This is a genomic window from Fischerella sp., from assembly GCF_013388695.1.
In the GTDB taxonomy this organism is placed as follows: domain Bacteria; phylum Cyanobacteriota; class Cyanobacteriia; order Cyanobacteriales; family Nostocaceae; genus PCC9605.
The window spans coordinates 1-23,049 of sequence record NZ_JACAEU010000079.1 but is presented as its reverse complement, the minus strand read 5'-3'; the positions used below and the strand labels follow the sequence as shown (position 1 = coordinate 23,049).

Genomic DNA, 23,049 nt, shown 5'->3' with positions numbered 1-23,049 from the left:
TATAGTATAGTTAGTCTGATAATTTTGGATATACAAGTTAGCCTCAGTAGCTTGTTCTAGCTGTCGCTTTTTTTTACTACCAAGGTAATACTGAGCATAGCAGAGCAAAAGCCTGAAGGAAAGGGATCGCTTTAACGTGCGCTGTAACGTGAACCTTTGTCAAAAACCGTAAGTGGGTGTGTCTATTGATTGCTACTTTCTGGAGGGGGTTCTAGGGAATTTACTCTACATTCCACAGGTAAAAATAAGTTGATACCTATCCAATATGGAATAAAAGGCGGTATTAATTGCACTAATCGCCCTGTTATGGAAATGTGTACCTTGCTTAGGCGAAAAGCAAGATTCAAACCATCTATCCAAATTTCTAATTACTAGCATTTATTCTTATCCCTAGCAACCTACTAGAAACAAGGCTAGCAAGTAGCTGTATTTTTGCTCTCTAATAAATCCGGGTGGATCTAGCAAATCTATTAATAAAGCAAGTTCTTTTACAAAGATGGAAAAGCTTGATTTATCCTGCTTATTCTTAAATTTACAGCAGCCGCTTTTTAGACACAATGCGAATAAATATTCAGTACAACGCAGGGCAATTACGTAATATCCTACAAGATTTGCGAAGTCAGCATACCAATGGATGTGTTTATATACACGCGATTGTAGATTCTTGCCAAAAGTTAAGATCTCGTGCTGTAGTTTTGAAAAATGGCGAAATTGTTTATGGCGGCTCAAGAGTTCCAAATAATCAAGAATTTGCAAGAATGATTGGGCTGAAGATTAGCCACAGTTGGGCTGATACTGCCATTAAATATGCCATGCAAAAGTTACAAAATCAATCATCCTTTCGAGAACTTTTAGAACAAATCGTCCGGATACGAGTGTTCAAATGGGAGGAGATTGAAAGCGCTGTTCATGCTCAAGTTGTGCAAGTGTTAGAGCAAACATTGCCCTATCCTGGACGGTTAGAGTTAGACTCTGCTGTCGAGTGTGACCTGAGTTACGGGAAAGAAGGTCACGGTTTAGACTGGTATAGATTAATTCTCGACGTAGCTCATCGCCGCCAGCAATGGGCTACACTTGCTCCTGTTGTCCCCTCTATGGAGGCTGTTCCTCAGCTTTCAGCAATTGGTCGGCAAGCAGTTACAAATAACAAGGTGCAGCATCTACATAAGTTGATCGATGGGGAGCGATCGCTCATTGAAATTGCCGAACAATTAGACCAAGACCCCTTGGAAGTAGCCCGTTTATATATGACATGGGTAAGACCAGGCTGGGTTACATTTGGCGAAAAAGCACCCCAACCTCAAATAACTCAAGTAATATCTGCTGTTGAAAAGCAACGTTCAATTATTCTAAGTGTTGATGACAGTCCTGTAGTGCAGATATTGATTAAGCGGGCGTTGAGCGATCGCTATCAGGTACTTTTTGCAAGTAATGCTGTAGATGCCCTCAGACTCATGAATACCAATCCCATTGCACTGCTGCTTTTAGATGTCACCATGCCAGATATTGATGGGTTAGAATTCTGCCGCACAGTACGCAGCATCCCGAAATTTAAACAGTTACCTATTATTATGGTCACGGCACGAGATAAATTCTCTGATAAACTCCGAGGTCAAATTGCTGGTTCTACTCATTATTTAACCAAACCATTTGAACCTAAACAATTACTAGAAATTGTAGATAAATATATTCACAAAGAATCCAACTCTTCGCAAGCAACCCCTCAGAATGTAGTTATTGCTGATAGGAGTTCAGAATAAAACAAGAATAAACTAAAATTTTTAGGTTTTTAGCAAATACATTAATCTTATTTGTTGCTTTACCTGTATATATTTATTCAAATTTGTCAAAAACTTCAATGTAAGCTCGGTTATTGCAATTTATTAAATTACTTATCAATCTCTTCTACGCTATTGAAAAATACAGCAATGAAAAATAAAGAATACCTGACTTTTCGCATACACAATTTGTTATATGGAATCGATGCAGATTTGGTTCAAGAAATGTTCCCTCTTCCGGAACTAATTCCCATTACTGAAGCACCTAGCGATATTATCGGGATTCTGCTCTTACGAGAACAAATCGTGCCGATCGTACATATAGGTGTACTTCTAGATTATCCATTAAAAGATTGCCAATTGAGTGATTACGTCATTGTTGTACTATGGAAAGGCTTGCAAATTGGCTTACTGGTTCACGAAGTCAATCAAGTGCTAGAACTTGATGCCACAGTTATTGAACAAGAAACCTTTTTTGGACTTATTAATCATGTTAACGCTGCATTTATTGCTGGTATTGCTAAGGTAAAATCAGACACAATTTTATTGCTCAACTTTGAGAAATTAATTCGTCAACCAGACGCTTTAGTCACTTTGATTTGGGATGCAGAAAGCCAATTAGATCGAATCACAGCTTTTACCAGCTTCTTCTACGATTTATATTGTCCCAATGCTACTTCAGAAGAAAGAGCTATTTTCAAACAGCGAGCCGATAATCTCCGGCAATCAGTTCAAGACTTAAAATTTACAAAAAATCTGATTTCTTTAGCAGTAATCGGCTTCGGTACAGAATACTTTGGATTGGAATTGGAACTGATACAAGAGTTCACTGATATTCGCAATTTGACACCAATTCCCTGTTGCCCAAAGCATATTATCGGCAACATGAATTTGCGCGGAGAAATTATCACTTTAGTTGATATTCGCAATATTCTAAATCTCTCTATCACCCCAGTCAAAGTTGGTTCTAAGGCTGTGGTAGTTCAGGTTGATGATATTGTTGCCGGATTACCAGTAGATCAAGTGTTTGAGGTAATCTATCTAAATTCTGCCGAAATCATTCCCTTACCCACTGGCAATAAAAAGTATCTTCTGGGAACTACTCCTTTTCAAGAAAAAACGCTTAGTGTTATAGACTTGCGTAAAATTTTTATCAATGGGGAGTTAGCAGTGAACGAAGAAGTTTAAACCAAGACAACATAAAAATTATGAATTATGAATTATGAATTATGAAATTTCCAGCATTTATCATTCATAATTATCATCTATTCTCACTTTATCGGTGAATCCTAAATCATACTCAAGCTACTTTGAAGGAAGAAAAATATGCTAAATAAAATTCCAGGCAAATCACCTCTAAAAGTTAATCAAATTGTACCTATAGGTTTTGGAATTGTGATTGTTTTGGCAGGAGTTGCTACAGCTTTTTCTGAATTTGCTAAGGTGAAATTGGCAGAAAATCAGCGATGGATCAATCACACATTTGAAGTACAAGCAAAACTAAAGCAGTTAGAAAAAGATTTAGTTGATGCCGAAAATGGACAACGAGGTTTTCTGGTGACAGGTAAAGAAAACTACTTGGAACCATATACTAGTGGACGCAAAAATTTTCAAGAGCACAGCCAAGATTTGAAGCAGTTAGTCAGCGATAATCAAACTCAGCTTGATCGAACTCAAAAAATAGTAGAAATAGCTCAGCAAAAATTCGCGGAATTGGAACAAACTATTGCGATTAAAAAAGCTGGTAAATATCAAGAAGTGGTTAACTTGATACTTTCCAATAAAGGCAAGCAGATTATGGATGAAATTAGAAATCAGCTTGCCCAAATGAGTACGGAACAGCAGAAACTGCTAGATCAAAGAAAACAAGCATCAGATCAACTTCAGCAATTGTCATCTGTGATTGCTTGGAGTGGATGGCTTGTTTGCTTAGGAGTCGGAATTTACATCTCCTATTATGTTGCTGCTTATATTCTTAACTTCATTGTCCAGCCTATTACTAATGCAGCCCAAGCAGTTGCTTCTTCTTCTGCAAATATTACTGAAACTGTTTCTGAGCAAGAACGCATCATTTTGCAGCAGTCTGCCTCAGTAAATGAAACTACCACGACTATCGAAGAACTGGGGGTTTCTGCACTGCAATCGGCTGGACAAGCCGAAACCTCTGCTGGGGAAGCAAAGCAAGCCTTAGTTCTCGCTGAGGGAGGAACTAAGACAGTGGGTCTGACAATTGAAGGTATCTCGGATCTGAAAGAGCAAGTGACAGCGATCGCCAACCAGATTGTCCGCCTCAGCGAACAGACCGCCCAAATTTCCATAGTTTCTGACTTGGTAGCAGATTTGGCAAACCAAACAAACATGCTAGCCCTGAATGCAGGCGTAGAAGCAGCGCGGGCGGGAGAACAGGGTAAAGGCTTTGCCGTGGTAGCTAGTGAAATTCGCAAACTCGCCGATCAAAGTCGGAAGTCTGCTGACCGGATTAACAGCTTGGTTAACGAAGTGCAAACTGCGATTAACTCTACCGTGATGGTAACTGATGAAGGTACAAAAAAAGCTACGCAGGGAATCAGGCTAGTTTCAGAAACTGGCGATGTGTTTACAAGCATTGCTGGTGCCCTCAACAGCGTATTTCTCAACAGCCAACAAATTGCCCAGAGTGCCAAACACCAGGCTGTTGCCGTACAGCAAGTCGTCTCAGCCATGAATGCCATCAATCTAGGGGCAAAAGAAACAGCCGCTAGTATCATCCAGGTTAGAGAAGTTACCTACGAACTCAACAAAGCCGCTCAGAATCTTCAAGCAGTAGCCGAGTAAAGCAAAATGCCCGTTTGTCTTTGCCAATTGTTAACAACAGTCTCAAAGCCATGATGATAGAAGATGAAGAACTGCGATCGCTTTACAAAGCAGCTAGTGCAGAACACATTCAAAAAATAGAAGCTGGGTTGCTTCATCTCGAAAAGTATCCTCACGACTTTGCCAAACTTGAGGCATTACTACGAGAAACCCATTCTCTTAAAGGAGATTCCCGGATGTTGGGAGTAAAAGATGTAGAAACTCTCACTCATCAAATGGAAGAAATTCTCGCCAGCGTGAAGCGGAATGAGCGAATTTTCACCCCCGAACTATTTGACAGCCTCTATCAGGCACTGGATGCTGTTCGTAAAATTGCCCAAGAAGCCGTCACCGGACAACCAGCAGGAGTTAGCGTCTTTCATGTGTTAGCTCAACTAATGATGGTTAGCTCAACTGATGATACATGGTCAGAAATTCTGGAAACTGCTGCTGAATCCGAAGTTTCTGTTTTTTCCCAACCGATTGTGGAGCAATCCTTAGTCTTTAACGATACAGTCCACCTTAACGGTTCCCATGAGCCAGCAGACGCTGTGACTGAGATCGATGACTACCAAATTGACACCATCCGCGTTGAATCGCAAAGGCTTGATAAGCTATTCACTCAAGTGGGTGAATTGGTGGCTAGTAAAGGTCAGATTGCCAATCAAAAGGATGAAATCGACCAAATTATTGCCCTGTGGGAAGAGTGGAACCGGGAAGTCTCTGTTAGCCGTCAGATATTTACAAACCTAGAGCGACACTGGTCAGCCAATGAAATCCAACCTCTGAAAAATTTCTATCGCCAAGTTGAAAACCGCCTTAAAGATCTGGGAGTGCACCTGAATCAACTCCGGAATAAAACCAATGAGTGCACTACTAGACTTGAAATTGTAGCTAATGAACTCGAATCAGGAGTTACCTCCCTGCGATTGCTACCATTGTCTACAATTTTCAATCTCTTTCCCCGCACGGTGCGCGATTTAGCCAAGCAGCAAGGCAAAGAAGTAAATTTGCAAATCGAAGGTGGAGAGACTAGCGTAGACAAGCGGATTTTAGAAGAGATGAAAGATCCGCTGATGCACATCCTCAGCAATGCCATAGATCACGGCGTGGAAACACCCGAGGAACGTCAACAACTTGGTAAGTCTCCGACGGCGACGATTAGCTTGCGGGGTTATCAAACTGGCAACACAATTACTATCGAAGTTTCAGACGATGGTCGCGGTTTAGATATCGAAGCGATTAAACGATCGGCACTGCGTCGTGGTATTCGCTCGCAAGCAGAACTGTTACGAATGTCCACAGCGGAAATTCAAACATTGATATTTGCGCCTGGCTTCTCCACTCGTAAAGCAGTCACTGAGATTTCTGGTAGAGGAGTTGGTCTGGATGTTGTACGTGCCAATGTCGAGCGCTTGAAGGGAACTATCCAAGTGGAATTTACACCTGGCCAGGGGTGTTTGTTTCGCATTACAGTAAATAACATTCTGGCAACCACCCAAGTCTTGATTGTCCAAGTCAACGAACATCCCTATGCTATTCCTATAGGTTTTGTGGAAACAATGCTTTTAGTATCCCCGCAGGAAATTTTTACGGATGAAGGCAGTCAAACGTTTTCATTTCAAGGACAGTCTGTCTCGGTTGTGTGGTTGGCAGATTTATTAGGCTTACCTGTGAAAGTACCTACATCAACCCAAGCTTTAAATACTGCGGCGAAAACTATTCCCTGCATGATTTTACAGATTGGCTCTGAGCGTTTGGGACTGCTGGTAAACACTGTATTAGAGCAACAAGACATTGTTGTGAAGCCGCAGAGTAAGTTACTCAAACGAATTCGCAATGTATCGGGTGCTACTATCCTCGGCACTGGAAAAGTTTGCACGGTGCTCAATCCACCAGATTTGTTTAAATCGGCCAAGAAAACAGTTGTATCGATTACGGTTCGGGAATTAACAGAAAAAGCACAACTCAAACAGAAGATTCTTCTGATCGAAGATTCCATTCCCATTCGTACCCAAATGCGGCGGATTCTGGAGAGTGCTGGTTACGAAGTCACAGCAGCTGTAGACGGTCAAGACGGTTTGGACAAGCTGAAGGCAGATAAATTCGATGCGATTGTCTCGGATATACAAATGCCAAATCTGGATGGACTAAAATTTACTGCCAAAATCCGCCAGATACCAGAATACAGAAAATTACCTGTCATTTTGGTGACAACTCTGGCTTCAGAAGAAGATAAACGCCTGGGTGCAGAAGCTGGTGCAGACGCTTACATTACCAAGAGTGATTTTGAACAGGGAGTTTTATTAGATACATTGAGGAGATTAATGTAAATGCAGTTCTCCAAAAAGAAAGTGGTTTTAATTGAGGATTCTCCTGTTGCTTTGGAAATTTTACAAAGATTATTAAATTCTTCACCAGACGTTGATGTGGTCGGTACGGCACGTGATGGCGTAGAAGGTTTAGAGGTGATTTCTCAGACCAATCCGGATGTGATTTGTACAGACTTACTTATGGATAATATGGATGGTCTGGAGTTGACCAAACGCATCATGGCTGAAGACCCCCGACCAATTTTGGTGATCAGTAATTTTGTCCAAAAAACAGATATAGACAATGTCTTTCGGCTCCTGCAAGCTGGAGCAGCAGATGTTTTCCCCAAACCATCCACCGATTCACCCACCGACTACGAAAAACTCAAGGCTGCCCTCATCGCCAAGATCAAAGTCCTTTCTAGTATGAAAGTCACTCTCAAAGGGCAACAACAGTTAATGACCGCTCCTGTAGAACTGTCAACTTCTGGATCTATCCTCAGACGCGAATCATTAATTACCAATGTTGGCTCTCGCATCAAGGTCATCTGTATAGGAGCTTCCACAGCAGGTCTGCAAACTATCCAGAAGATTCTCAGTCAATTGCCTAGTAATTTTCCCTTGCCTGTGATCTGTACGCTGCATCTGAGTGAAGGCATTTTATCAGGGCTGGTAAACTGGCTGTCTTCTGAGTGTCAGTTGCGGGTCAAAATTGCCCAGGTAGGCGAATATCCTTTACCAGGAACAGTTTATTTTGCTCCAGAAAAGCATCATTTAGAATTAGACTCTCTGGGCAAGTTCGCTTACGCACAGGCTTTACCGGGAGAGAAGCATTGTCCCTCTATTACAATCACCTTCAAATCTATCGCCAATTTCTACAGCAGGGCAACTGTAGGAGTTTTATTAAGCGGACTTGGTAGTGACGGTGCAGAAGGCTTACAGATGATTTCTCAAGTCGGAGGTATGACGATCGCTCAAAATGAGAAAAGTGGTGCAATATTTGGCATGGTTAAAGAAGCGATCGCCCTAGGTGCGGCTCAAAATCTACTTGAAGTTGAAGAAATCGCCCCTTTCTTGCTAAAGACCATATCCGACCAGTAGTCTAACTTGATTGGCTTTGTACCTCACCACACAAATAATCAAATCATCTGAGTAATACCATTTCACGAAAGTCCTAATATGATTATTTCCTCTTCCTTTGTCTCCCTTGTCTGACTGCTTGACCTAATGTATCAAAAAGAAAGAATGCAACACGTAGGTATAACCCCTCCCTACCCCAGTCAAGGCGTGAGTCTGAGAAATGAATTTTTCTTGGTGTCTTAGTGTCTTGGTGTTTCAATCATTCTTTTTTCACCACCAAGACACTAAGACACAAAGAGGAAAATAGTCTTCTCTACTAAGATAATGGTTCGTTAAGTAATTACCCTTGCCTTTATGAAGACAAGTAACGCTATTTTAAGTTTTACCAGCTTTTTATTGATAAAAATATTGGTTTTGATATTGTAAATAGAATCCTTAAAAATTAAGGGATTCTCAGAAATGAACGATTCAAAAAATCCTAACCAACTGAATCAATCTCTTGTCATGGGTGCGCTGGTAATGCTGACTAGTGCTAGCATCATCACGATCATGAGTTTATTCTAAGGCTACGATTAAAACTTTAGTAAAAAAACTTTACAAAGCCAAAAAAACTTTACAAAGCCCCGCTTTCAAATGAGTGGGGTTTTGACATTTTTTATAGTTCAATTTCTTTATAACTCTTCTCAAGGAGAATTACTCGGATTTAGCTGCATCCGGTTGAAAATAAAGTGAATTTTGATACAAGACTTGTTCTTGATGAGTTTCTAAGGTGCAATCAGACAAAGGATAAGCGACACAAGTAATAGTGTAACCAGCTGCTATTTCATGCGATCGCAGAAACTTTTGTTCGCTTTGGTCTACTTCTCCACTGACGATTTTAGCAACGCAGGCAGAACATTCTCCTTGCTTGCACCCAAATGGTAAGCGCATACCTGCTTCTTCTGCCATGTCAAGAATGTATTGATCGTCTGGTACGTCGATGGTGCGATCTAAGCCAATTGCAGGATTGATCAGTCGAACTTGGTAAACTGCCATTAGGTTATCTCACGATCTAAGAATTGAGTTCGAGTGGTTGAAAAGGCTCCCCTCGACATGGACACCCAGCTATTTCGTCTGTTCCGTGGGTAATGTATCTACCGCCATTGTCCTATAAAAAGGTTCGTGACTCTTCAACTTGACGCCTTTAACTTTGGATAGGCAATACGTTTATGATGAAATTGTTGCCAAACTTCCACGAAAATTTCGGCTATTTTTGTCATTTCTTCCCGTGTTAGCCCTGAATCTACCATTTGATTGTCTTGCCATCTAGCACGAAGGATATTGTTAACTATTGTCAAGGCTTGGTCGCGAGTGGCATCTTTTAGCGATCGCAGTGCTGCTTCACAAGAATCTGCTAACATGACAATTCCTGTTTCTCGCGATTGAGGAATGGGGCCATCGTAGCGAAAGTCTGCTTCTTCTACTGTTAAACTCGGATCTTCCTTTGCCATTTGCTGGGCTTGGTGATAAAAATAGGCAATCTGCATCGTTCCTTGATGCTCCGGAATAAAAGCTTGAATAGAAGAAGGCAAACTATGCTTACGTGCCATCGCTAAGCCTTCACTGACGTGCTTTTTGATAATATCAGCACTCTGCCAAGGATCTTTAATTTCCGTATCGTGTTTATTTGGCCCCCCCATTTGATTTTCAATAAAAGCTAAGGGGTCATGCATTTTGCCAATATCATGATATAATGTGCCAGCCCTGACTAATTCAACATTGCATCTCAGTTCTTTAGCCGCAGCTTCAGCTAGGGTAGCCACAAACAGGGTATGCTGAAACGTCCCGGGAGCTTCAGTGGCGAGTCGTTTTAACAAGGGGCGGTTGGGACTTGCCAGTTCTGCTAAACGGATTGGGGTGACTAAGTCAAATAGTTTTTCTAGATAAGGGCTTAACCCTAGAGCAACGATACTCCAAACTAAACCAGACAAGGCAAAGAATCCTGCTTCCTTGAGTACAACATAAAAAAACGGGCCAAATGCAGCCCCTAGAAAAATCTGAATCACCAGGTAAATGCTGCCCTCAGTGAAGGCAATGGCTACGCTTAATAGCGCTAGTTCTTCACGCGATCGCAGTCGATGGGCCATGCAACTACCGAGTATTCCCCCTGCTGCACCGGCCACGAGTGAAGTGTTACTGATGTCCAAGCTGATGGCTAGCAATGCTGCCAGTAATCCCACCACTGTTACACCCGAAGTGGCACCGTAGAAGCTACCTAGTAGTAAACCAACACCACTCCAAGTGGTATAGGGCGTACCCATAGTTACCACTAAGGGTGTAGTCAGACTCAGCAGTAATACCAACAGGCGATCGCTTTGCCGCCATTGACATTTGATACGATGCTCTACAACAGTAAAAATACCTACAGCACAGCTAACAGCCCCTCCCAAATACATCAACCCTAGCCAATTAACCTCCCGACGAACCAAATGATAATGTTCTAATACGTCAAAATGCCATGCTGTAATCTGCTGTCCCTTGCGGACAATCACCTCACCTTGCCCCACCGCCACCATTACCGGTTTCACTTCAGCAGCTGCTTGTTCTGCTTGTAATTTTGTTTGTTGTTCATCTTTTTTTAAATTCGGTACCAGGACGGCTAACAACAGTTTGTTTGCCAAGGGTTCAGCTTGTTTTGGTACCAAATTCTGTACATGCAATTTGACAGCATTGTCTAAAATACTAGGTGGTAGTCCGGGGGGGATGCCTTGAGTCAAAATCCGCTCCGCACTCAGCTTGATTCCCATTTGAGTTTTTGCCCAGTCCTCATCAGATAAATCGAGAAAAGAAGCTAATTCGTATTCTGTTTCTGAGTTTTCACTCAGTAGCTGTACAAGTTTAGCTTTGGCTTGGGCGTAACCTTGACGTGCTTGGGAGATTTTGACTAGCAGTGAGGACAAGTTTTGCGTAGATGTCTTGAGGCGGTAAGCCTCTAATTCTGCTACTGCTTGGGTAAAGTCCGCTTTTTGGAAAAAATCTAGCGATTTTGCGTCTGGAGGGGAAGACACCGGGAGTAGAGGATTTTCTGACATGGGTAAGGAGGACGCAGGGATACGGTGAAGCGGGAATGCAGTGATATTCTCTGCGTAAGACCTTTTCATGTTTGCCTTACTAATGCTTTTATGCTTTTGAGTCAAAACTCCTGACTTGTGCCTATTAGTATGTTCTAGAGTGAGTAGCACTGCTTGCCATTCTAATTCTGTACATGAGCGTAGGAAACGCTGACTACTAACAGATAAAACGAAAGTATCAAAAAAAGGAAAGGATCCAGCAGAGGCCCGAATTTCATTGCCCCGATCCAGAAGTTGTTGCAAATTTTGGTTGATTTGCTTGTTAATGCTTTTATCAACCATCAACACTGGCACAAAACCTTTACTGGCATCTTTGCGCTGTGCTTCTGTTTTATTCTGATCCTCGATTAGGGTAGTATACGGTGCTCTAATCGTTTCTGGTGCAGCGGTGCCGATTTTCAACTGAGGTTGATTGTATAAGTTTTGCCCCATTATGCCTGTGAGACAAACCACCGCGATCGCGAAAACAACAGGAGAAGGTTTTGCATTTGTGCAGCTAGCCGCTGTCTTCGAGTTGGGCGCTCTTTGTTTTCGATGTCTGCCTTTCACAGTTGATTTCGATAAGTATAAACGGCTTAGGGCTTGATACCGCTGCCTACAGTAAGTTATTTGCTGAGTCAACGATTGCAAAAATGGCTGCGTTTTCATCATTTGTGACCGCAGTTATTTACTTTAATAGTTTGAGGGAACACACTTGAAGCCCATTTGCCACTATTGCTACATGAGGAATCCGATTGAGGTTTGCTGTCGTTAATCTTTATAAGTGTAAATTTTTACTAAAAAATATTTTTCTTAGTTGGTAAATTCTATGTTTTGCACTTAACACCATTGATAGGTAGAAATGGCATTAAATTAGTCGGATGACGCGAGGAGCTGCGATCGCCCCTAAAGGCTTTTCGCCCAACGCTATAGTCCATTCTTCTTCCCTAAATTCGCTCTGATGCAAACCAGGGTCATAGACTCCCGACCATGTAGCCACAAGTGCATCTGCTAATTTTAGCATCCGGGAGAAATTCGTCAGTTGCCAGCGTGCCGACTGAGTTTTTGAGAGTAAAAAACGCCAACTTACGGGAATGCCTGCCACACCGTTGTAAGCTCCCGATAAAGTACCAGTAAATGCACCGATCAACACTGAGTGTGACTTAACTTGAGTAGCTCGCCCAACAGAAAGACGAAAATCTTCTAGTGTGCCAAGAAAGCAGTAAAAAGCCATTGCCATTACCTTACTCAGCTTTTCTTCTCTGCTGAACTCGGCTTGCGTTGTTTCTAATCCAACCTGTTTTTCTAACAAATTATTTAATTTTAATAAAATTTGTGGCACTTGCGTCGGTGTATCTCCCAAAAAAGCAATTATCTGCGGGATAAGAGTGACAGGAGTGAGTTTTTCTGTTAAAGACTGAGCAATTGTGTAGCCTATCGCTAGCATCCAATCCTGGAGAATGGGGTTATCCTGCTGGCAAATTTCTACCATACGCAGCAGGCTTTGTCGCAGCTTGATAGTATTTTCGTGAGAAAATAATGCGATCGGCAGCGCCCCAAGAATCACTTGTGAGGAGAAGTGGGTGCCACCTTCTAAAATAATCCCTGCTTGTTGCTGACGCTTAATCCAATCATTTACATCAAATCTACCCAGTTCTATTAAACTCTCAGTCCCTACAATCACCATTTTTTTCCACTCATGTAGAGACGTTGCATGCAACGTCTCTACACCACCACAAGCAAGACATTCGCCAAGTAAAGCCCCTAGTATAGAGCCTCTGGCTCGACTAACAAGAGAGTAGCGCATACAAAAAAATTATGAATTATGAATGATGAATTATGAAAGTTAAAAATTTCATAATTCATCATTTATAATTCATAATCTATAACTGTCTCAAGTAGTACGCTAATGCTTGCAAGCCTAAGATATAACTTTGAGCACCAAAACCGCTAACTTGCCCAACGGCCACTGCGGCGATGTAAGAATGATGGCGAAACTCTTCTCGCCTATAGATGTTGCTCAAATGTACTTCCACTGTAGGCAGATTGACAGCGGCGATCGCATCTCGCAATGCCACACTAGTATGAGTGTAAGCTCCTGCATTAATCAAAATGCCTTGGTGTTGTCCCAAGGCATCATGAATGGCATCCACCAAAACCCCTTCATGATTTGACTGCATGGTGAAAACTTTTACCGCCATTTTTTGACTTTCTGCTTCTAACTGGCGGTTGATTTCAGCCAAGGTCAGGGAACCATAAATACCAGGTTCTCGCTGACCTAGCAGATTCAGGTTTGGCCCATGCAACACCAGAATGCTTAAGGGGTGTAACTTCAAGTCCTGCACGCTGACTCTCTTAGCGACGGCGCGAGCGATCGTCTACAGGAATCGGAATCAGCTCCGGTTCCGGCTCAGCTTCCGGCCCTAAAAGGGCTTCAATCAGCTTGCGTGTCAATTCCTTAAGCTTTTCTAGCACCTTTTCTATATAGTCCATTGGACTGACCGCTCCCGATATACTACCTCGATTTTTTTGCTTATCAGCTATGGAGAAACTAGCTTATGTTGCACTCTGGCTTAAAATCGGCTAATTCACGCTATCCATATTCCGGGCATGAGCCACATCTTCAAAATTTAGTGTTTATTTTCTCCCTTATTTCTTAGAGTATCACATCATTCACCCAGAAGACTGCATCTTACTAAAGATAGGTATTTAGAAAACAGGGGAAAGGGGAAAAGGGAAAAGGGAAAAGGAAAAAGATAGGCGCAGTGGTGGAGAAATTCGCGATCGCAATAGTAATTGATAGCCAATAGTTAATAGCCAATAATTTTCACCATTGACTATGGACTATTGACTATTAACTATAGCGTTTAGTTAGTTTTTTTAGCAGCAGTCGTTGATGACTTGGCTTTTGACTTGGCGCTAGAACTAGTTGTGGATTTAGTTGTTGATTTACTACTTTTGCGAGTGGATTTCCCACTTGCTGCTTTGCTTGCCAGCAACTCAACTGCTGTCTCTAGGGTTACATTTTCTGGCGATACACCTTCTGGAATGCTCACATTAGTTTTGCCGTGCTTAATGTAAGGCCCGTAGGGTCCATCGTAAATGTTAACGGGTTCGCCGTCTTCTGGGTGAGATCCCAATTCCCGTAAAGCAGCCTTAGACTTGGTACTTGTAGCACGTCCTTTTTTCGGTTCAGACAGCAACTCTAGAGCGCGTTCTAAAGTAATTGTCAATACATCGTCACCTGCTTTTAAGGAACGATAATCAGGTTTCCCATCTGAACCTTTGTTAAGAACGACATAAGGGCCGTAACGCCCCAAATTAGCTTGAATTGTTGCGCCTGTTTCTGGGTGTGTGCCCAGTGTCCGAGGTAGGGACAAAAGACCAACAGCCGTGTCTAGGGTGACATCTTCTGGCTTCACACCTTTAGGTAGAGAAGCTTGTTTGGGTTTGGGATTTTCCTCAGACTTGTCACCCAATTGCACATAGGGGCCGTAAGGTCCAATTAGTACGTAAATAGGTTCGCCTGTTTCGGGGTGACGTCCCACCTCGTCGGGGCCAGAAGTTTTTTGCCGCAGCAAAGTTTCTACTTTTTGGGGATCGAGATCCGCAGGGGTAAAGTCTTTGGGAATTGATGCGGTTACTACACCATCACCATTTCCGATTTCAATGTAGGGGCCAAATTTACCAATGCGGACTTTGGCATCTAAGTTTTCTAGTTCAACAGTCCTAGCTGTGTTGGCATCAATTTGGTCTTCTTTTTCTTTGACTTGGGGTTCTAGACCTTTCTCTCCCAGATAAAATTCCCGTAGGTAGGGTAGCCACTCAGCTTCGCCCTCGGCAATGTCATCTAGGGTTTGCTCCATTTTGGAGGTAAAGCCAATATCGACAATATCGGGGAAGTATTTTTCTAGCAATTCAGTCACGGCAAAAGCTGTGAAGCTAGGGATGAGGGCATTACTGACCAATTGGGCATAGCCTTTGTCAATAATAGTGCCAATAATGCTGGCGTAGGTGCTAGGACGCCCGATGCCTTCACTTTCTAAGGTTTTGACCAAAGTAGCTTCAGTGAACCTAGCTGGAGGTTGGGTTTCGTGTTTGACTGTCTCTAGGTCTTGACAGTTGGGATGATCCCCAACTTTGAGGTCAGGCAAAATGACTTCTTGGTCTTCCAAAGCCGCTTCGGGATCGTCAGAACCTTCAACGTAGGCACGCAAGTAACCAGGAAAATCAATGCGCTTCCCAGAAGACCGAAACCCGGCATCTTCAACTTGCAGTTGCACGGTGATTTGAGTTTGGCGAGAATCTGCCATTTGGCAGGCTACGGTGCGCTTCCAAATCAGGTCATATAATTGCAGTTCTCTACCGCTTAAACCGGTCTCTTGGGGTGTGCGGAAGGTGCTGCCCGCAGGACGAATGGCTTCGTGCGCTTCTTGCGCGCCTTTGGACTTGGTGGTGTATTGCCGGGGTTGGGGACTGAGGTATTGCTTGCCGTAAAGCTGTTCTACACAGCTACGAGCTGCTGCTACTGCCTGTTCTGACAAATGCACCGAGTCTGTACGCATGTAGGTAATATACCCTTGCTCGTACAAACTTTGGGCAATCCGCATCGTATCCCGTGCCGAGAGGCGCAGTTTGCGGTTAGATTCCTGTTGCAAAGTCGAGGTGGTAAAAGGTGGTGCGGGTTTGCGAGTAACCGGACGTTCTTCGATGTCTGTAACCGTCCAAGGTTTCCCAGTCAGGCGTTCCTTGAGTGCTTCGGCTTCGGTTTGGTTGAGCAGTACGACTTTGCGACCAGCTGCAATTTTTCCGGTGGCAGGGTCAAAATCGCTACCAGTTGCGAGTTTAGTTCCTGCTAGGGTGACAAGGACTGCACTAAAGACCTGCTCTTTCCCTTTCTCGGCTTGTGGTGGGAGCAAAGTTGCTTTCAAATCCCAGTATGTTCCTTGCTTGAAAGCACGGCGTTCCCGTTCCCGCTTCACCAATAGGCGCACTGCCACCGACTGCACGCGCCCTGCAGATAATCCCCAGGCGATTTTTTTCCACAACAGGGGAGACAGGGTGTAGCCCACCAGTCGATCCAAAATTCGCCGCGTTTCCTGGGCGCGAACCAACTGCTCATCGATGTTACGGCAGTTTTGCAGAGCTTTTTTGATGGACTCTTGAGTAATTTCGTGAAACACCATCCGCTTAGTCGGCACCTTGGGCTTGAGCAATTGGTATAAATGCCAACTAATGCTTTCACCTTCTCGGTCTTCGTCCGTTGCCAGAATCAGTTCAGAAGCTTCTTTGAGAGCTTCTTTAAGTTGGGTAACAACTTTCTTTTTGTCTTTGGGGACGACATACACCGGTTCAAAGTCGGCGTCTACATTTACCCCGAGCTGCGCCCATTTTTCCCCTTTGACACTGGCAGGAATTTCGCTAGCCGACTGGGGTAGGTCACGCACATGACCCATAGACGCCTCCACCCGATAGCTTTTTGGTAGGTAGTTGCGAATGGTACGAGCTTTGGTCGGAGATTCGACGATGACGATAGTTGACATGGAAATTTCAAAAAAAAAGAATAGCTGCTAAGCTAAACAGTCAAATTGAGATAATTGAGAGCTAAATGTCAAGATTATCAGTCACTAAACATATGTGATTTAATCCTCACACAAACTGCCCGCCTGTAAAATCCCTTAAAATTACAGCGTAGGGCAATTGCCACTTGTTGCAGGTAATTTTTCCCAGAGGGTAGGGGAAGCGGAACTGTGAATTTTACAGTTATCTCAATCTTTAACTTATCTCAAGCATAATTGGCGAGTGTAGTTTTCAAAATTCCCCTTTGTGGGTGATGCTTGCTGAGGGAGTGGGGAAGTGGGGAAGTGGGGAAGTTGTTTTAACATTTCTCCCCCCTCTCCCTCTGTTCCCCTCTCCCACTCCTATGTCTCCCCATCTCTCCATCTTTGTTCCACGAGTTAGTTGTGCCAAAATGAAATCAAATTTGTGAGCGTCCGTAACACGGGCTGTGCAACACTCGCTGGGATAAAAAGATATGCAACCAATTCGTCAGGGCGACGTTATTCTAATGCCTGTACAGCAATTTGAGGGGCAAAAGCTACCACACTTGACTTTGGCGGAAGGCGAAGTGACCGGACACAAACATCGCATCATTGATGGACAAGCAGAATTATACGAAAAAGATGGTACTCTCTACCTCTGCGTCCTTTCATCAGCGGCGGTACTTGCCCACGAGGAACATAAGGCAATTTCTATTCCTCAAGGGACGTGGATGGTACGAATTCAACGAGAATATGAGCCTCAAGGTTGGCGGTATGTAGCCGATTGAAAAGCATTTTTTTAGGGTGCGCGATCGCATGATTGAGTTTTTATGATTGCAAATTCTGCATCTGCTTGCACTGTAACGCAGTATTAAGTAGCGATGCGTTAACGCAGTCTAACGCATCCTACTAAGTCATGATATGAAATCAGCACATGCAGCTATTGTTTCAGTGAATTGGGGAATTGCTGCGAAAAGATTTTTAGTGCAAACATAAATTAGCCTTGTATTTTACACTTTCTCAAAACTCAAAACTAACAAACAAAAGTCTGAGGTCAGACTTAAAACAGAATTTTATTTATTATCAAGTTATTTAAAAATTATCATCCTCCTTAAGACATAGTTATAAAATAATTATTACGCTATCTAACATTTTAAATTTCCTTAAGAAAGTAGATTTTCCAAGATTCGGTTTCCTCATTTATAGAGAAACTATGAGTTTGAAAATACTCTATATAGTTCTCTATCCAATGTTGGTTAGTAATTATGAACTATTGCAAATATCAAGATATTTAGTATTAGCCTGACAACCCACTATTGACAGTTACTAAGATGTGCGTGCAAACCCAAATTATTGTTTTAGTTTGAGCATAAATTATGATAATGGTTTTAATCGTAAAAAATAATACATTTTAGTTCAAAACACGGCATAACAGGGCAAATTCAGCCTTGCGGAAATAGAAATTATGCTAAAATGAGGATGGAGAAGTAGTTCGGTAGTGATGTTCTTGTTTTTGTTGAAAATTGCAAGTGGCTCTCCGGATGAACGTCTCTACATAACGAAATTCTGGAGAGAGTGGAGAAATTAATGTCTATCTACGTAGGCAACCTATCCTACAACGTGACCCAAGACGAACTCAGTGATGTATTTTCTGAGTATGGCACTGTAACGCGAGTTCAACTTCCTACTGATAGGGAAACGGGCCGCGCACGAGGCTTTGGTTTCGTAGAAATGGAATCAGAAGCTTCAGAAGAAGCTGCCATTCAAGCTCTAGATGGTGCTGAATGGAAGGGTCGTGTAATGAAAGTTAATAAAGCAAGACCACGGGAGGAAAAAAGCGGGCGCTCTAGCGGTGGTAGCTGGGGTAGAAGCAACAGCGGTGGATACTCTAGACGTTATTAAGTCTTAAATGACCTCATAAGCTCAAGCTAAAGAGCTATTGCTGAAAGGCATAAGTGATATATTTGCCAAGCGCGATTTAATACAGAAATAGCAGATCGGTATCTAACTGATCTGCTTATTATTTATTTAGATAAAAATGAGTTAGTAGATAGTGGTTAGTAGTTAGTGGTAAGTTTTTCTAAACAAGAACCAACAAAGAAACAATAACAGGTTTTGGCTGTAGCATCGCGATCGCCAAATTTAAGCATAATTTAATTTGATGGTATTGATCCCGTAATACAGACACGTTTACGAAACTTTAGTAAAAAACACAATAGAATTAACACAGTTGGTTCCTTAATGTCTAATAGCCAAAACCTATACAGCTCATGGATTTTGCTAATGTTGCATCCCAGTTGAATGCTGGAACGATATTGCCAGAGGGAATTGTAGTTTTTACCCTCTTAGGGGTTTTGATAGTGGACTTGATTTTGGGGCGGAGTTCCTCGCGCTGGATTGGATATCTGGCGATCGCTGGTCTATTTGCCTCAATCATCGCCCTATATTTTCAATGGGACAGTTCCAATCCCATCTTCTTTGCTGGTGCCTTTAACGGTGACAACCTCAGTATCGTGTTTCGCGGTATTGTGGCTTTGTCTGCCGCTGTGACAATTTTGATGTCAATTCGCTACGTCGAACAAAGTGGCACCGCTTTAGCAGAATTCATAGCGATTTTGCTGACTGCTACCTTGGGAGGGATGTTCCTGTCAGGGGCTAGTGAGTTGGTGATGATTTTCGTCTCCCTAGAAACCCTGAGTATCTCTTCTTATTTGCTCACAGGTTATACCAAGCGTGACCCTCGTTCTAACGAAGCGGCACTGAAATACTTGTTGATTGGTGCTGCAAGTACGGCAGTGTTTTTATATGGTGTTTCCCTGCTGTACGGTTTGTCGGGTGGACAAACAGAACTAAATGCGATCGCCAATGGCATTGCCGCAGCTAACCTTGCTCAATCTTTGGGTGTGGTAATTGCCTTGGTATTTGCGATCGCAGGTGTAGGCTTTAAAATCTCCGCTGCACCCTTCCACCAGTGGACACCAGACGTTTATGAAGGCGCACCCACCCCAGTAATTGCCTTTTTGTCTGTAGGTTCCAAAGCAGCTGGTTTCGCCCTTGCCATCCGCTTGCTGACGACTGTCTTCCCTCTCGTCGCCGAGGAGTGGAAGTTTGTCTTCACCGCCCTTGCTGTGTTGAGTATGATCTTGGGTAACGTAGTTGCCTTGGCACAAACCAGCATGAAACGGATGCTAGCTTATTCGTCCATTGCCCAAGCTGGGTTTGTGATGATCGGCATGATTGCTGACACCCAAGCCGGATATGCCAGCATGGTATTTTACCTGTTGGTTTATCTGTTTATGAACCTATGCGGCTTTACCTGCGTGATTCTCTTCTCCCTGCGGACGGGAACCGACCAAATTGCCGAATACTCGGGTTTGTATCAGAAAGACCCACTTCTGACTTTAGGTTTGAGCATTTCTCTGCTATCCTTAGGTGGAATTCCGCCCTTGGCCGGATTCTTCGGGAAGATTTACCTATTCTGGGCTGGTTGGCAAGCAGGTCTTTACTGGTTAGTCTTGTTAGGGTTAGTCACTAGCGTCGTCTCCATCTACTACTACATTCGCGTAGTTAAGATGATGGTGGTTAAAGAACCTCATGAAATGTCTGATGCTGTGAAGAATTATCCCGCAATCAGTTGGAATTTGCCTGGGTTTAGACCTTTGCAAGTGGGTTTGATAACTACTCTCATCGCCACTTCTATTGCTGGGATTTTATCGAATCCATTATTTACCCTAGCCAACAATTCCGTTACCGATATCCCAACTTTACAAGCTAAAGCAGTTGATAGTACACAGGTAACTGCGATTTCTGTTGAGCAAACAGAGGGGCTGTAGGTTTTATTGCAAATACTGTTCTGTGTAAAATTTTGCAACTAAGACGCCTGACTAAAATGTCAGGCGTCTCAGTTGCATATTTATTCAATTTCAAATATGTTTTGTCTAATAATGCGATCGCACTTAATATACTACTGGTGCTTGACCACGTAAGGCGCGTAGAGCATTCATGCAGTAGGGACAGTCGCAACCAAATGTAGCGAGTGCAGCATCGCTTTCCTCTTCAGTAAAGTTTAGCGACGCCACCTTGTCGCTAGAAGAGTTAACTGCATTGAACTTAGATGCAGAAGCATAACGGGGATCTACTTTTTGTGAAGTCCTTATACATACGAATTGATCGTAACTGATATGGGGATGGCGTGTGCACGCTTGACCATCTTTAAAGCGGATCACTGGTGAAGCTGCATGAGCAGGATTTACCACTCCTACCACAGACAATAGAGATGTGAAAATGGTGGGGCTGGCAAGCAAAGCAAGTACTAATTTTCTATTCATTGCCTTTCCGGAAAACAATGTTGCCGAACGCTAATATTATTCGATCAACATTTACACGTCAAGTAGATTTATATTGAGAACATCAAGTAAATATAAGGTTTTTTTAAAGAGTTATATGGCTCTTTGATAATAAAAATCACTCTCATTTTTAAGAGACTTTATTGTAGGGAAAACTGTCATAAGAACCAAAAATATATTGCTTAGTATCTTACTATAAAACAGATTTATTTGATAAATCTGTTTTATGAAACTTCTGTTTGAGGTGAACAAACTTCTAACGTTGAACTTGTTGAATAACAGCTTGTGTTTGTTGATATGCTGGGATATTACCTTGTTCTAGAAAAAGCTTGGCAGCTTGCTGTAAATCAGCAACAGCACGCTTGTTATCCCCCAGTGCATACCGTGCTAATCCTCGACTACCATAAGCATCAGCTAGGTTGGGGTCAATTTTTAGTGCTTGGTTAAAGTGTGCGATCGCTTGTTGATGATTTCCACCTCTAAAATTAGCTACTCCCAATTTGTAGTATCCGTCTGGTGATGTTGGATTGATTTTAATTGTCTGGTTAAAGTCAGCAACGGCTTTTTGGATATCTCCCAGTTCTACATACGAGATTCCCCGACCATTATAAGCGTCTGTATGGTTGGGATTCAGTCGTAGTGCTTGGTTAAAATCGGCAATCGCGGCTTGAAAATCTCTCAATTGTGATTTAGCCAAGCCTCGTAGACAAAAACCTTCATAAAATCGAGGATTTAGCTGCACTACTTGGTTAAAATTAGCGATCGCTTCATTAGAGACGATCAAAATTGCTGAATTAATAAATAATGCAAAAAATAAAGCAACAGTAGAATCAATTGTGCCAAACTTAATCGCTTCCCATTTCTTCTCTGTTGTGGGTTGCCAATCTCGTGTCTGTACGATTGATGAGTGCAGATATAGGTTGTGTGGCATTACCGTTGCCCCTAAAATGCCAATAGCGATGTAAAGCATTTCGGGATTCTGTAAAATTTCGATTTTAGGAACATAACCTAATAAAATTCCGCCTAAATCAGGACGCGAAAATAAAATTTCTGCTATGAAACAGATTCCTACTGTTGCTACTAATAAGATAACCAAAGCTTCTGTATAGCGAAAGCCTTTATTTAATAGCAACAGCAGCACAATCACATCCAGCGCTGTGATACACACCCCCCAAGCCAAAGGAATGCCAAACAAAAGTTGCAGTGCGATCGCACTTCCCAGCAATTCAGCTAAGTCACAAGCTGCAATGGCTATCTCACACAGCACCCATAAACAGAAACTTACACGCGGGCTGAAAAAATCTCGACAAGCTTGTGCCAAATCCCGCCCCGTCGCCACTCCCAATCGTACGCATAGCGACTGCATCAAAATCGCCATAAGGTTAGAAAGCATGATTACACTTAGCAGCGCATAACCAAATTTAGCACCACCAGCCAAGTCAGTCGCCCAGTTACCAGGGTCCATATATCCCACAGATACGAGATATCCTGGCCCTGCATAGGCCAGCATCTTCCGCCAGATATTCGTTGTGTTGGGAACCCTGATACTGCGGTGAACTTCTGGTAGGCTGGGCTTTTTGTTTGCCATAAATTTTTTTCATTTTCTTTTCATAATTATTATTTCATATTTTTTTCATTTTTTAGCTTCTGGGTGCATACATCATTACCAGCACACCCACAAACGCGATCGCTACACCCAACCAATCAAACCGATCTGGCGCTATTTTATCCACTTGCCAGCCCCAGAGAATAGAAAGAACAATGAAGATACCTCCATAAGCTGCGTACACTCTGCCGAAATTGACTGGCTGTAAGGTGGGAATCACGCCGTAGAGAACCAGCAATACTGAACCAGCCACAGCAAACCATAAACTTTTACTCTCACGTAACCATAGCCAAATCAGATAACCGCCGCCAATTTCACACAATCCAGCTAAGACAAAGTAAAATAAAGGGCGTTGCTGAATCAAGATATGAATTTACAATTCACGGGTATGACCAGACGTAGCATTGCTACGTCTCTACAATGATTTGGCATCGAGCTACAAAAATGTATGCAAACATAATTCATG

At 42.7% G+C, this 23,049-nt stretch carries 17 protein-coding genes; 8 read left to right on the top strand and 9 right to left on the bottom strand.

The annotated features are described in order from the left end of the window. Window positions 1-557: 557 nt before the first annotated feature. The 5 genes from HXY43_RS10680 (at window position 558) to HXY43_RS10660 (ending at window position 8,023) form a co-directional block, all read left to right on the top strand. A complete protein-coding gene (locus HXY43_RS10680) occupies window positions 558-1,760 on the top strand; it encodes a response regulator (RefSeq protein ID WP_051470074.1) in 1,203 nt (400 codons plus the stop codon). A gap of 168 nt (window positions 1,761-1,928) precedes the next feature. Beyond that, on the top strand, window positions 1,929-2,966 hold the full coding sequence (locus HXY43_RS10675) for a chemotaxis protein CheW (protein ID WP_290883126.1): 1,038 nt from the start codon (window positions 1,929-1,931) through the stop codon (window positions 2,964-2,966). A 138-nt stretch (window positions 2,967-3,104) separates the two neighbouring features. Next, entirely contained in the window at window positions 3,105-4,592 is a 1,488-nt protein-coding gene (locus HXY43_RS10670) for a CHASE3 domain-containing protein (protein WP_026734133.1), read from the top strand. A gap of 50 nt (window positions 4,593-4,642) precedes the next feature. Beyond that, window positions 4,643-6,943 (top strand): hybrid sensor histidine kinase/response regulator, encoded by a 2,301-nt coding sequence (locus HXY43_RS10665; RefSeq protein ID WP_290883124.1) that lies wholly within the window; start codon window positions 4,643-4,645, stop codon window positions 6,941-6,943. Then, window positions 6,944-8,023: a chemotaxis protein CheB gene (locus HXY43_RS10660; protein WP_290883123.1), complete on the top strand. Its 1,080-nt coding sequence runs from the start codon at window positions 6,944-6,946 to the stop codon at window positions 8,021-8,023. 672 nt (window positions 8,024-8,695) lie between these two features. On the opposite strand, the gene HXY43_RS10655 is transcribed toward HXY43_RS10660, so the two are convergent. The 6 genes from HXY43_RS10655 to topA all read right to left on the bottom strand — a co-directional run bounded on the left by HXY43_RS10655 (window position 8,696) and on the right by topA (window position 16,634). Next, the gene (locus HXY43_RS10655; protein ID WP_290883122.1) at window positions 8,696-9,037 is read right to left on the bottom strand and encodes a 2Fe-2S iron-sulfur cluster-binding protein; all 342 of its coding nucleotides are present in this window, start codon (window positions 9,035-9,037) and stop codon (window positions 8,696-8,698) included. 134 nt (window positions 9,038-9,171) lie between these two features. Further along, on the bottom strand, window positions 9,172-11,760 hold the full coding sequence (locus HXY43_RS10650; protein WP_290883138.1) for an HD family phosphohydrolase: 2,589 nt from the start codon (window positions 11,758-11,760) through the stop codon (window positions 9,172-9,174). Between the two features lie 199 nt (window positions 11,761-11,959). Then, window positions 11,960-12,898 (bottom strand): ADP-ribosylglycohydrolase family protein, encoded by a 939-nt coding sequence (locus HXY43_RS10645; RefSeq protein ID WP_290883121.1) that lies wholly within the window; start codon window positions 12,896-12,898, stop codon window positions 11,960-11,962. Window positions 12,899-12,974: 76 nt separating this feature from the next. Continuing rightward, window positions 12,975-13,436 (bottom strand): type II 3-dehydroquinate dehydratase, encoded by a 462-nt coding sequence (gene aroQ, locus HXY43_RS10640; RefSeq protein ID WP_026734140.1) that lies wholly within the window; start codon window positions 13,434-13,436, stop codon window positions 12,975-12,977. 10 nt (window positions 13,437-13,446) lie between these two features. Further along, entirely contained in the window at window positions 13,447-13,584 is a 138-nt protein-coding gene (locus HXY43_RS10635) for a hypothetical protein (protein ID WP_026734141.1), read from the bottom strand. Between the two features lie 374 nt (window positions 13,585-13,958). Further along, a complete protein-coding gene (topA, locus tag HXY43_RS10630; protein WP_290883118.1) occupies window positions 13,959-16,634 on the bottom strand; it encodes a type I DNA topoisomerase in 2,676 nt (891 codons plus the stop codon). Window positions 16,635-17,125: 491 nt separating this feature from the next. Between topA and HXY43_RS10625 the strand changes: the two genes are divergently transcribed. The 3 genes from HXY43_RS10625 to HXY43_RS10615 all read left to right on the top strand — a co-directional run bounded on the left by HXY43_RS10625 (window position 17,126) and on the right by HXY43_RS10615 (window position 20,464). Then, on the top strand, window positions 17,126-17,419 hold the full coding sequence (locus tag HXY43_RS10625) for a hypothetical protein (protein WP_290883116.1): 294 nt from the start codon (window positions 17,126-17,128) through the stop codon (window positions 17,417-17,419). A gap of 799 nt (window positions 17,420-18,218) precedes the next feature. Continuing rightward, window positions 18,219-18,533, top strand: a complete 315-nt coding sequence (locus tag HXY43_RS10620) for an RNA-binding protein RbpA (protein WP_026734144.1) — start codon at window positions 18,219-18,221, stop codon at window positions 18,531-18,533. Window positions 18,534-18,901: 368 nt separating this feature from the next. Further along, complete coding sequence (locus tag HXY43_RS10615; RefSeq protein WP_290883115.1) at window positions 18,902-20,464, top strand: NAD(P)H-quinone oxidoreductase subunit N; 1,563 nt, start codon at window positions 18,902-18,904, stop codon at window positions 20,462-20,464. Between the two features lie 123 nt (window positions 20,465-20,587). On the opposite strand, the gene HXY43_RS10610 is transcribed toward HXY43_RS10615, so the two are convergent. The 3 genes from HXY43_RS10610 to HXY43_RS10600 form a co-directional block, all read right to left on the bottom strand. Beyond that, window positions 20,588-20,959, bottom strand: coding sequence for a hypothetical protein (locus HXY43_RS10610; protein WP_290883113.1), 372 nt, complete (start codon window positions 20,957-20,959; stop codon window positions 20,588-20,590). A gap of 274 nt (window positions 20,960-21,233) precedes the next feature. Further along, complete coding sequence (locus HXY43_RS10605) at window positions 21,234-22,487, bottom strand: Nramp family divalent metal transporter (RefSeq protein WP_290883136.1); 1,254 nt, start codon at window positions 22,485-22,487, stop codon at window positions 21,234-21,236. A gap of 130 nt (window positions 22,488-22,617) precedes the next feature. Continuing rightward, complete coding sequence (locus tag HXY43_RS10600) at window positions 22,618-22,944, bottom strand: YnfA family protein (protein ID WP_290883134.1); 327 nt, start codon at window positions 22,942-22,944, stop codon at window positions 22,618-22,620. Window positions 22,945-23,049: the final 105 nt, after the last annotated feature.